Annotated in this window: 9 protein-coding genes; 7 read left to right on the top strand and 2 right to left on the bottom strand. The window is 66.6% G+C overall.

Annotated features, from left to right (window positions below; genetic code table 11):
- Positions 1-7 precede the first annotated feature (7 nt).
- Positions 8-943 (bottom strand): 2-hydroxyacid dehydrogenase, encoded by a 936-nt coding sequence (locus AC5W54_RS09135; RefSeq protein ID WP_495961766.1) that lies wholly within the window; start codon positions 941-943, stop codon positions 8-10.
- Positions 944-973: 30 nt separating this feature from the next.
- Positions 974-2,380, bottom strand: coding sequence for a MocR-like ectoine utilization transcription factor EhuR (gene ehuR, locus AC5W54_RS09130; protein ID WP_495961765.1), 1,407 nt, complete (start codon positions 2,378-2,380; stop codon positions 974-976).
- Between the two features lie 212 nt (positions 2,381-2,592).
- Between ehuR and doeA the strand changes: the two genes are divergently transcribed.
- The 7 genes from doeA to AC5W54_RS09095 all read left to right on the top strand — a co-directional run bounded on the left by doeA (position 2,593) and on the right by AC5W54_RS09095 (position 11,986).
- Positions 2,593-3,792: an ectoine hydrolase DoeA gene (gene doeA, locus AC5W54_RS09125; protein ID WP_495961764.1), complete on the top strand. Its 1,200-nt coding sequence runs from the start codon at positions 2,593-2,595 to the stop codon at positions 3,790-3,792.
- A 10-nt stretch (positions 3,793-3,802) separates the two neighbouring features.
- Complete coding sequence (doeB, locus tag AC5W54_RS09120; protein WP_495961763.1) at positions 3,803-4,831, top strand: N(2)-acetyl-L-2,4-diaminobutanoate deacetylase DoeB; 1,029 nt, start codon at positions 3,803-3,805, stop codon at positions 4,829-4,831.
- A 25-nt stretch (positions 4,832-4,856) separates the two neighbouring features.
- On the top strand, positions 4,857-5,330 hold the full coding sequence (locus AC5W54_RS09115; RefSeq protein WP_495961762.1) for an Lrp/AsnC family transcriptional regulator: 474 nt from the start codon (positions 4,857-4,859) through the stop codon (positions 5,328-5,330).
- Between the two features lie 226 nt (positions 5,331-5,556).
- Complete coding sequence (locus AC5W54_RS09110; protein WP_495961761.1) at positions 5,557-6,426, top strand: carbon-nitrogen hydrolase family protein; 870 nt, start codon at positions 5,557-5,559, stop codon at positions 6,424-6,426.
- 186 nt (positions 6,427-6,612) lie between these two features.
- The gene (locus AC5W54_RS09105; protein ID WP_495961760.1) at positions 6,613-8,085 is read left to right on the top strand and encodes a biotin carboxylase; all 1,473 of its coding nucleotides are present in this window, start codon (positions 6,613-6,615) and stop codon (positions 8,083-8,085) included.
- Between the two features lie 47 nt (positions 8,086-8,132).
- Entirely contained in the window at positions 8,133-9,131 is a 999-nt protein-coding gene (locus tag AC5W54_RS09100; RefSeq protein WP_495961759.1) for a C45 family autoproteolytic acyltransferase/hydrolase, read from the top strand.
- Positions 9,132-9,202: 71 nt separating this feature from the next.
- Complete coding sequence (locus AC5W54_RS09095; protein WP_495961758.1) at positions 9,203-11,986, top strand: aminotransferase class I/II-fold pyridoxal phosphate-dependent enzyme; 2,784 nt, start codon at positions 9,203-9,205, stop codon at positions 11,984-11,986.
- The last annotated feature ends 165 nt before the right edge of the window (positions 11,987-12,151 follow it).

Raw genomic sequence — 12,151 nt, 5'->3', positions numbered from 1 at the left:
TGATGATTCAATAGCCGGCGGCGGGGTCCACGGTTTCCACCGGCTCGCCGGCCTCGAAGGCGCGCAGCGTCTCGGCCACCTGGTCGAGTGCCGTCGTTAGCGGGGTGGGGCCGGCCATGTGGGGCGTGACCCAGACCCGAGGGTGCGACCAGAGCGGGCTATCGGCCGGCAGGGGTTCCGTGGGGAAGGCGTCGAGGATGGCACCGCGCAGCCGGCCTTCCGACTCGCCCTCCCCGAGGGCGGCGAGCAGCGCCTGCTCGTCGATCAGGGTGCCGCGGCCGGGATTGATCAGGCTGGCCCCCTCGGGCAGGGCCGCCAGGGCCTCGGCGTCGATGAGATGTCGGGTCTCCCGGGTGTCGGGCAGCAGCAGCACCAGGGTGTGGACCTGGCCGAGCAGCCCGACGAGACCGTCGTCGCCATGGTGGCAGGTGATACCGTCGAGCGTCTTGGGCGAGCGGCTCCAGCCGTGCACCGGGAAGCCGTCGGCGGCGATCATGCGCGCCACCTTGGCGCCGATGGCGCCGAGCCCCAGCACGCCCACCGGCCAGTCGGTCTTGTCGACCACGGCGTGTTCACGCCATTCGGAGCGCGCCTGCTGACGCCGGTAGCGGTCGAAGTCGCGCTGGAAGTGCAGCACGCCGTAGCGCACGTAGTCGCCGATCAGATCACTCATGCCGGCGTCGCGCAGCTTGACGATGGGGATGCCCGCGGGAAGCCCGGGGTTGCCCAGCAGGGCATCGACCCCGGCCCCCAGGTTGACGATGCCCTTCAACTTGGTCTGTTCGCGGAGCAGCTCGGCGGGGGGCTTCCAGACCGCCAGGTAGTCCATGTCCCGACGCGCCTCGGCGGGGGCGTCGCTGGTGACGATCTCGGCCTCCGGCAGGCGTTCGGCGAGGGCGTCACGCCAGGTCTCGGCGTCGTCGATATGGAGCAATACGCGCATGTCGGCTCCCTCTGCTGAGTCGCGGTGGGGTCAGTACACGATCTGCATCATGGGCGGTGGCGCCTCGTCGAGCAAGCCGGCCAGGCGGGTCAGCCCCTCATCGAGGCGGGCGATGTCGGGCTCGGCGCCGAGACTGACGCGGATGCGCCGCGGCGGCGGGGTCTGCTCCACCATGAAGGGCACCGCCGTGGTGATGGCCAGCCCCTCCTGCTCGGCATGCTGCTGGAGTTCCTCGGCCCGCCAGGCGCCGGGCAGCGTGATCCACAGGTGCAGGCTGCTGGGCCGCGAGACATAGGGGTGGCGATCCAGCAACCGGGCGGCGAGCCGCTGGCGCTTGCCAAGCAGGTCGCGCTGCTCGGCCGCCAGGGCCTCGACGCCGCCGTCCGCCAGCCACAGGTGGGCGAGCTCGAAGACCAGCGGGGTGGCCATCCAGGTGGTGGCGCGCATCCGCGGCAGGGTGTGGTGCAGCTGGCCCCGGGGTACCGTCAGGTAGCCGGCCCGCAACCCCGGCACCGTGACCTTGGTCAGGCTGGTGACATGGAAGCCGAGGTGGGGAAGCCGGGCGGTGAGTGGTGTCAGCCCCGGCGCTTCCAGCAGGGCATGGACATCATCCTCGATCAGCCAGACTCCGTGGCGGTCGAGTACCTCGGCCACGGCATCCCGGCGCGCCTCGCCCATGGTCGCGCCCGTGGGGTTGAGCTGAGTGGGTGTCAGGCAGACGGCGCGGGGCTTGAAGCGACGACAGGCGACGTCGAGGGCCTCGGGGATCACGCCCTGGTCGTCGACGGTCACACCGCGCAGCTGGAAGCCGAGAGTGCGCGACAGGGCGATCAGGCCATGGTCGGTGAGCGCCTCGGTGAGTACCAGGTCGCCGTGCTGGACGACCGTGGAGATCGCCAGCATCAGGCCGTGGGCAGCGCCGTTGCAGAGGATGCGGTCGTCGACCTCGCCGGGGACGCCGAGGCGAGTGGCGAGCCAGGTGCTGGCGCGTTCGCGCTGGTGCAGGAGCCCGGCGATCGGCCGGTTGGCCGTGATCACCTCGGGGCTGGCGCTTTTGGCCAGCTCGGCGAGCGCCTGGCGGAAACGCAGGTGGTGCCCGGGCGGGCAGACCGGGTGGGCGATGGAGAGGTCGATCAGGGGGGCCTCGTGGCGCGGTTCGTGACCGCGCAGGTAGGCCGACTCCTTGGCATCGTCCAGGGCGTTGATCCAGGTCCCGCTGCCGACCCGTGCCTGCACCAGGCCCATCTTCTCGGCCTGGGCATAGGCGCGTGACACCGTCTGCACGCTGACGCCGAGGGATTCGGCGAGCTGGCGATGGGGCGGCAGCCGGGTGCCCGGCGTGAGCTCGCCCTGGCGGATCGCTTCCGATAGCGCCCGGGCGATGGCCAGGTACTTGGGGCCCGTGTCGGCCAGATAGGGGGTGAGATCAATTGTCATGATGCAATAAAGCCTTTGACCGCCAGCCAACGAGTGGTGCTAGTATCCGCCTAGCGGCATTGAGTGGCAATTGTCATGGTTTTGATGTAAATGAATCATGACAATAATCACGACGATCTTTCAATCGTTGCCAGTGACCGTTACCCCTGCGGCCCGACCTTCTCCCAGGTGGAAGGTGGCCGGTTCTTGGTGATGCGATGGCGAGTGGCCACATGATTCAGGTTTCCCTGCCTTTCACTCGTGAGGAATATGCAAGCCGCCTGTGGAAGGTTCGCGCCGAGATGGCCAGTCGGGGCATCGACGTGCTGATCGTCAGCGACCCGTCCAACATGGCCTGGCTCACTGGCTATGACGGCTGGTCGTTCTACGTCCACCAGTGCGTGCTGGTCGGCCTCGAGGGTGAACCGGTGTGGTACGGCCGGCGCATGGACGCCAACGGGGCCCTGCGGACCTGCTGGATCGATCCGGACAACATCACCTACTACCCGGATTACTATGTGCAGAATCCGGACATGCACCCCATGGACTACCTCGCCCAGACCATCCTGCCCGACCGTGGCTGGCACCGGGGGGTCGTGGGCATGGAGATGGACAACTACTACTTCTCGGCCAAGGCCTACCAGAGCCTGCTGCGCGAACTGCCCCATGCGCGCTTCCTGGATGCCAATGGGCTGGTCAACTGGTGCCGTGCCATCAAGTCGCCCCAGGAGATCGAGTACATGCGCGTCGCCGCCCGCATCGTCGAGGGCATGCACTCGCGGATCCTCGAAGTGATCGAACCGGGGCTGCCCAAGAGCAAGCTGGTCTCGGAGATCTACCGGGTCGGCATCGAGGGCTGGACGGATCCGGCTGGCCGGGTCTATGGCGGCGACTACCCGGCCATCGTGCCCATGCTGCCCACCGGCAAGGACGCCGCCGCACCCCACCTCACCTGGGACGACACCCCCTTCCGCGAGGGGGAGGGCACCTTCTTCGAGATCGCCGGGGTCTACAAGCGCTACCATGCCCCCATGTCGCGCACGGTGTTCCTCGGCCGGCCGCCCCAGGAGTTCGTGCGTGCCGAGTCGGCGTTGCTCGAGGGCATCGAGAACGGCCTGGAGGTGGCCAGGCCCGGCAATCGCACCGCCGACATCGCCATGGCGCTGGGCGCGGCCATGGACAAGTACGGCTTCGACCGCGGCGGTGCCCGCTGCGGCTACCCCATCGGCATCAGCTACCCGCCGGACTGGGGCGAGCGTACCATGAGCCTGCGCCCCTCCGACGAGACCATCCTGCAGCCGGGGATGACCTTCCACTTCATGCCCGGGCTGTGGGAGGAGGAGTGGGGGTTGGAGATCACCGAGAGCATCCTGATCACCGAGACCGGCGCCGAGACCCTGGCCGACTTCCCGCGCCAGCTGTTCGTCAAGTGAGGAGACGACCATGAGCAAGCGACCCAGCCCCCTGCGCCCAAGCCCGATTAGCGCCACCGTCGACTTCGCCGCCGACGGCGTCCAGCACGGCTTCCTCAAGCTGCCCATCTCCAACGACGAGTCGGCCTGGGGGGCGGTGATGATCCCCGTCACCGTGGTCAAGAACGGCGAGGGCCCCACGGCCCTGCTCACCGGCGGCAACCACGGCGACGAGTACGAGGGCATCACCGCGCTGCTCAAGCTCGCGAGCTCGCTGCAGGCCGAGGACGTCACTGGCCGGGTGATCATTGTGCCGATGATGAATGCCCCGGCGGTGATGGCCGGCAAGCGCACCTCGCCGATGGATGGCGGCAACCTCAACCGCAGCTTTCCCGGCGACCCCGACGGCACGGTCACCGAGAAGATTGCCGACTACTTCACCCGGGTGATGGTACCGATGTGCGATGTGGTGCTCGACCTGCACTCCGGCGGCCGCACCCTCGACATCATCCCCTTCGGTGCCTCCCATGTGCTGGAGAACGCCGAGCAGCAGCGCCAGGCGCTCGAGGGTGCCAAGGCCTTCGGCGCCCCCTATGCGATGATGATGTTCGAGCTCGACGCCGCGGCGCTTTTCGACACCGCGGTGGAGAGCGAGGGCAAGGTGTTCGTCGCCACCGAGCTGGGCGGCGGCGGCACCTCGACCCCGGAGAGCCTGGCCATCACCGAGCGCGGTATCCGCAACTTCCTGATCCACTTCGGCCTGACGGCCGGCGAACTGGAGCTGCCGGCAGAGCCCCAGGTCTACCTCGACATGCCCGATGCCAGCTGCTATGTGCAGAGCGAGCACTCCGGCCTGCTCGAGCTGACCCTGGCGCTGGGCGAGGCGGTGGAAGAGGGGCAGGTGATCGCCCGGGTCTACGACATGACCCGCAGCGGCACCCCGCCGGTGGAGTATCGCGCCGGGCGCAGCGGGGTGCTGGCGGCACGGCGCTTCCCGGCCCAGGTCAACATGGGGGATACCATCGCGGTGATCGCCGAAGTCGTCGATTCGCTGGGCTGACCCGGACACGTCAAGAAGGCAACGCATGAAGCTCGATCGCTATGATTTGAAGATTCTCGAGATCCTCTCCCGGGACGGGCGCATCACCAAGTCGAAGCTGGCCGAGGCGATCAACCTTTCGGTCAGCCCCTGCTGGGAGCGGGTCCGGCGGCTGGAGAAGGCCGGCATCATCGAGGGCTACAGCGCCCGCATCAATCCCAGTGCCCTGGTCCGGCGCACGCCGGTATGGGTGCAGATCGAGCTGAAGCAGCACAATGCCGAGAGCTTCGCCCGCTTCGAGGCCCTGGTCCTCGACACCCCCGAGGTCACCGAATGCGTGGCGGTGGGCGGCGGCGTGGACTACCTGATCAAGGTCGAGGCCGAGACCATCGACGCCTACCAGCGCCTGTTCGATGCCTGGTTGACCGGCGATGCCGGTATCGAGCGCTACTTCACCTACATCGTCACCAAGACGGTGAAGCGTCCTTCCCCCGGCTTCGACCCCGGCGACTTCGCCTGAATCCGGCGATTTCCGGGGCCGTCCGTGCCTGACCGCACAAACGAAACAACAGCGTTGATTACAAGAGGGCGAATTCTGGCTTAAGCTTGATCGTGGAGGTGAGCCGCTGCTCACCCTTGCCGGGCGATCCCACCGGCACTGATCTCCCAATGGTGCCGGTCATGTTGGATGGATAGTCGATAGCGCCCTGGAAGATTTCGAGATCGCCTGACGCAGAGAGACCACGATGTCCTACTTCACCATTGCCGGCGTGCAGATGTATGCCCTGCATCACGGCGACAACACCGAGGCCATGCGCCACCGGGTCGACGTTCTGATGAACCGTTTCCCCCAGGTGCAGATGGTCGTCTTCAGCGAGCTGATGCCCATGGGCGCCTCGCCGCATCACGCCGAACCGATGCCCAGCAACGCCGAGGCGATGTTCTGCCAGCTCGCCGAGCAGCACCGGATCTGGCTGATTCCCGGCTCGATGTTCGAGCAGGTTGACGAGCGGATCTACAATACCCTGTCGGTGATCAACCCCCACGGCCAGGTGGTGGCCCGCTACCGCAAGATGTTCCCCTTCCGTCCCTACGAGGCCGGGGTGGAGAGCGGCAGCGAGTTCGTCGCCTTCGACGTGCCCAACGTGGGCCGCTTCGGGGTGTCGATCTGCTACGACATGTGGTTCCCCGAGACCACCAGGACGCTCGCGGCCATGGGCGCCGAGGTGATCCTGCATCCCACCATGACCGACACCATCGACCGCGACATCGAGCTGGCCATTGCCCGTACCAACGCCGCGGTCAACCAGTGCTACTTCTTCGACATCAACGGCGCCGGGGCCATCGGCAACGGCCGCTCCATCGTGGTCGGCCCCTCCGGCGACGTCATTCACCAGGCCGGCACCGGCGAGGAGGTCATGCCCATCGAGGTCGATCTCAACCGGGTGCGTCGCGAGCGCGAGACCGGGCTGCGCGGCCTCGGCCAGCCATTGAAGAGCTTCCGCGACCGTCGTGTCGACTTCTCGGTGTACCGCGGCGAGAACGGCTCGACCCCCTTCCTCGATACCCTGGGGCCACTGGCCAAGCCGCTGCGCGCCGACGTCGAGGAGTACTGATCCACCGCCCCGGGCGGCGCAGTCGACAAGGAGATCACCATGCTGGAGCGCTTGCTACGAGCCCTGCGCCGCCTGTTCGGCCCGTCTATAGTCGGAGAAAGCCACGAGGAGCACCTCCGCACCGAGCCCCGCGATGCGGCGCCGGCCCCCACCGAGTCCGTTTCCGCCACCGATGGAGCGACCCCGATGAGCAAAATAACAAGCATTGCCGATGTTCGCCGCCACTTCCGCAACAACAAGGAGCCCATCTACTTCATCTCGGCCACCAACTTCAATCTGCTGGGGATCGGCGATTGGGTGGGCACCTTCCGTCATATCAACTACATCGACTGCTTCGACGGCCAGCAGCGCAACGTCTTCGTGCCCAGGGAGAAGTTTCCGCGTGACTTCGAGAGCATCGAGGACATCAACAACTACCTGCTCGAGCACAAGGAGGTCATCGACTTCATCCAGTCGCGGGCCGATGGCGACAACGCCGGCGTGGCCGCCTTCCTGATGTTCGACGAGCACACCGAGGAGGTGTGCAAGCAGTTGGGTCTCCGGGTCGCCTTCCCACCGGCGGCCTTGCGAAGCCGCATGGACAACAAGATCGAGACGGTGCGTATCGGCAACAAGGCCGGCGTGCCCAGTGTGCCCAACGTGCTGGCCAGGGTGGGCAGCTACCGGGAGCTCTGCGAGGTGAGCCAGGAGCTTGGCAGCGACCTGGTGGTGCAGACCGCCTTCGGCGACTCGGGGCATACCACCTTCTTCATCGCCAGCGAGGACGACTACTACAAGCATGCCGAGGAGATCGAGGCCGAGCCCGAGGTCAAGATCATGAAGCGCATCAACTGCCGCGGCTCGGCCATCGAGGCCTGTGCCACCCGCTGCGGCACCGTGGTGGGGCCCTTGATGACCGAGCTGGTGGGCTTCAAGTCGTTGACCCCCTACAAGGGGGGCTGGTGCGGCAACGAGATGTTCGCCGGCGCCTTCACCCAGGAGATTCGCGACAAGGCCCGAGAGTACACCTTCAAGTTCGGCGAGGCGCTGCGCGAGGAGGGCTATCGCGGCTACTTCGAGCTCGACTTCCTGATCGACATGGACAACGGCGAGGTCTATCTCGGCGAGCTCAACCCCCGTGTCACCGGGGCCAGCTCGCTGACCAACGTGGCCGCCTTCGCCCACTCCGACATCCCACTGTTTCTCTTCCACCTGCTGGAGTTCTCCGACGTCGACTTCGAGCTGGACATCGAGGAGATCAACGAGCGCTGGTCGCACCCCGACAGCGTCGACAGCTGGAGCCAGCTGGTGATCAAGCACACCGACGAGAGCGTCGACCTGCTGACCCAGGCCCCGCGCACCGGGGTGTGGAAGATGGCCGCCGACGGCAGCGTTGCCTACGACCACTACAGTTACCACCCCCACGCCGCCGAGAACGAGCAGGAGGCCTTCTTCCTGCGCATCAGCGGTGCCGGCGACTTCCGCTACGAGGGCGCCGACCTCGGCATCCTGATCACCCGCGGCCGGCTGATGGACGACGACTTCCAGCTCACCGAACGCGCCAAGGCCTGGATCGAGGGCATTCACGGCCAGTATGCCGGGCAGTCGCTGCAGGACCCGGTGGTGGAAGAGGTCGCCGTCAGCCATGCCGTCGGTGGTGGCAACTTCAAGATTCTCTGAGCGGGGATGCAGCCCCGCCGGCCGATGGCGGCGGGGCGGAGTGTGCCATGGACAAGACGCTGGTATTTCACACCGTGCGCGAGCCGGCGCCGGGGCCCAAGTGGCGGTCGCTGTTCGACTACCACTGGCCGGCCTACGAGCAGTGGTACCTGAGCGAGGGAGAGCGGGAGCGCCCCGCCTACCTGGCCTGCTACAACGCCCTGCGTCGCCACATGCCGGAGCTGGTGGACACCTACAAGGCGCTCTGCGAGCTGGCCGGTGGCGGCGACCTGGCGGCGCGGCTGCTCAGCCTCTACCGGCCGCCGCCCTACATCACCGGCTGTTCCCAGGCGGTGCTGGCGCGGCCTTCGTCCACCGTGCTGGCGCGCAACTACGACTACCCGCCCGAGCTGTGCGAGGGCACCATCCTCTACAGCCACTGGAACGAGCGGCGGGTGATCGGCATGTCCGACTGCCTGTGGGGCGTGCTCGACGGCCTGAACGACCGGGGGCTTGCCGTCTCGCTGGCCTTCGGCGGCCGCAAGGTGGTGGGCGACGGCTTCGGTGCACCGATCATCCTGCGCTATATCCTGGAGTTCTGCGACACGGTGCCCGAGGCCGCCGAGGTGCTGGCCCGGGTACCGACCCACATGGCCTACAACATCACGGTGGCCGATGCCGCCGGGCGCTACATCACGGCGATGATCGCCCCGGACCGCCGCGCCAGCCTGCGTCGCGTGGCGGTGGCCACCAATCACCAGAAGAAGATCGAATGGTACGCCCATGCCCTGGCCTCCGAGACCCTGATCCGCGAGCGCCAGCTGTCGATCCTGGTGGACGACGAGGCGACTACCGAGGAGCGCCTGATCTCGGCCTTCTTCTCGCCGCCGCTGTTCCGCCATGACTACCAACGCGGCCTGGGTACCGTCTACACGGCGGTCTACCGGCCCCGGTCCGGCCGCTCTCAGTACCACTGGCCCGGCAAGTCGCTGGATCTTTCCTTCGATGATTTTACCGAGGAGCGCCTGGCGATCCGTTACGGTTCGCGCCACCTGATTACCGGCTGAGGGCGGCGGTGTCCCAGTGGATGGGGCTGCCCCCGGCAACATTGCAAACAACACGAGAGGCGGGTGTCGTCATGCAAGAGACAAGCTATTCGGAAACTCCCTACACGGCGCTGGGCTTCTACCACAAGATCTCCCAACTGCGTGCCGACACCTGGAATGCGCTGAAGCGCGACCTCGGTATCCTGGTGCGACTGGATGACGAGAGCCGGGCGAAGAACCTGATCAAGGCGATCGACGTCAAGCTGACCCGGCTGGAGATCGTCGAGGACTACCACGCCTTCCCCTCGAAGGAGGACTTCCGGCATCTCTGGACGCTCTTCGACCGCGAGGAGTTCGTGCTGCTGGAGAAGGTGGTCAAGCGCCTGGTGCGGGCGCTGATCAGCGAGTCCTACCGCCGCCGCCACGTCGACCTCAGCGAGACCGACGCCGACGCCGAGGACCTCGAGACCCTCGACGCCCTGGCCCAGCTCAGGCGCGGTCACCCCGCCTCGAACAGCTCGGCCCAGCCCTACTTCGAACTGCTGATCGTCGACAACCTGTCGGCCCAGGAGGAGGAGGTCGTCCGCGAGGCCTTCCACAACATGCGCCGTCCCGAGGACAAGTTCGTCTACGACGTGGTCACGGTGCGCAGCTTCGAGGACGCCCTGATCGCGGTGCTGGTCAACCCCAACATCCAGGCCTGCCTGATCCGCTACGAGTTTCCCTACAAGTCGAAGTACAACCTCAGCGCCCTGCGCAACTACCTCGAAGGCCTGTCGGAGAAGGAGCTGGAGCACCAGACCGAGGCCGAACGCAGCATCCTGTTGAGCAGCATGATCCACGAGCTGCGCCCGGAGATCGACCAGTTCCTGGTTACCAGCGGCGACGTCGAGGCCACGGCGAGCCGCGACATCCGCCACTTCAACCGCATCTTCTACCGCGAGACCGACTACATCGAGCAGCACCACACCATCCTGCGTGCCATCGACAGTCGCTACCGCACCCCCTTCTTCGATGCCCTGCGCGAGTACAGCAAGAAGCCCACCGGGGTCTTCCACGCCATGCCCATCTCGCGGGGCAAGTCGGTGACCCGCTCCCACTGGGCGGGGCAGATGATCGACTTCTACGGCATCAACATCTTCCTCGCCGAGACCTCGGCGACCTCCGGCGGGCTCGATTCCTTGCTGCAGCCCTACGGGCCGATCAAGAAGGCCCAGGAGTATGCCGCCCGAGCCTTCGGTGCGCGGCAGAGCTTCTTCGTCACCAACGGCACCTCGACGGCCAACAAGATCGTGGTGCAGGCGCTGGTCAAGCCCCGCGACATCGTGCTGGTCGACCGCGACTGCCACAAGTCGCACCACTACGGCATGGTGCTGGCCGGGGCCCATGTCAGCTACCTCGACTCCTACCCGCTCGACGACTACTCGATGTACGGGGCGGTGCCGCTGCACGAGATCAAGAAGACCCTGCTGCGCTACAAGCGTTCCGGGCAGCTCAGCAAGGTCAAGATGCTGCTGCTCACCAACTGCACCTTCGACGGCGTGGTCTACAACGTGCGCCGGGTGATGGAGGAGTGCCTGGCGATCAAGCCCGACCTGGTGTTCCTGTGGGACGAGGCCTGGTTCGCCTTCGCCTCGTTCAATCCCACCTATCGGCCGCGCACCGCCATGCACACGGCGCGCAGCCTGCGTGACCGCTACCGCAGCGAGAGTTACCGCGAGGAGTACGCGGCCTGGAAGGCCGAGTTCGACCAGCTCGACCCCGACGACGACGCCACCTGGCTCGACCGCCGGCTGATGCCCGACCCCGACGCGGTGCGCATCCGTACCTACGCTACCCACTCCACCCACAAGACCCTGACCTCGCTGCGCCAGGGCTCGATGATCCATGTCTGGGACCAGGACTTCCGCCAGAAGGTCGAGGCGCCGTTTCACGAGGCCTACATGACCCATACCTCTACCTCGCCCAACTACCAGATCGTGGCGTCGCTCGACGTGGGGCGCATGCAGGCGGAAATGGAGGGGTTCGAACTGGTGCATGCCCAGGTCGAGGCGGCACTGTCGCTGCGCGAGCAGCTCTATACCCACCCGCTGCTGCAGAAGTACTTCCGGGTGCTCAAGAACAGCGACATGGTGCCCGCGGCCTACCGTGAGTCCGGGGTCGAGTCCTACTACGACCCGGTCACCGGCTGGAACCAGATGGAGGAGGCCTGGGCCCGGGACGAGTTCGTGGTCGACCCGACCCGGGTGACCATCGCCATCGGCGCGACCGGGGTCGATGGCGATACCTTCAAGAACGAATTCCTGATGAACAAGTACGGCATCCAGATCAACAAGACCTCGCGCAATACCGTGCTGTTCATGACCAACATCGGCACCACTCGTGGCTCCATCGCCTACCTGCTCGACGTGCTGATCAAGCTGGCCAAGGAGTTCGACAGCCGCTGGGAGGAGAGCAGCCGGCCGGAGCGCCGGATCATCGAGCACCGCGTCCACTCCCTGACCCAGGAGCTGCCGCCGCTACCGGACTTCAGCCGCTTCCACGACGCCTTCCGCCCCGATCCCGCGGGGGACACCCCGGAAGGAGACATCCGGCGGGCCTACTTCCTCAGCTACGACGAGGAGAACACCGAGTACCTGCGCTTCGACAACGGCGAACTGCAGGCGCAGATGCGGGCCGGCCGCGACGTGGTCTCGGCGAGCTTCGTGATTCCCTATCCGCCGGGCTTTCCGGTGCTGGTGCCCGGGCAGGTGATCAGCGAGGGGATCCTCGCCTTCCTGCAGGCGCTGGACGTGACCGAGATCCACGGCTATCGTCCCGAGCTCGGCCTGCTGGTGTTCACCGAGGCGGCCCTGGCCGCCCCCGCGGAGGGCTGATCCCGCGCCGGCGGCCCCAGGCCGCGGCTGCGCAGAAAAAACCGCAACTTCCCGGACGAGGACAAAAATTCCTGCCGCCGCCGGCGGCGTTATCGGAAAGTCCCGAACCACGATCTCCCTTACCATGACGCTATCGCGCGGCCCCCCGGGCCGCCGGTCGTTTTC

This window comes from Halomonas sp. LMYGS-3, from assembly GCF_059509875.1.
Note: the sequence above shows the minus strand (reverse complement) of the source record. Positions and strands in the feature narration are given on the sequence as shown.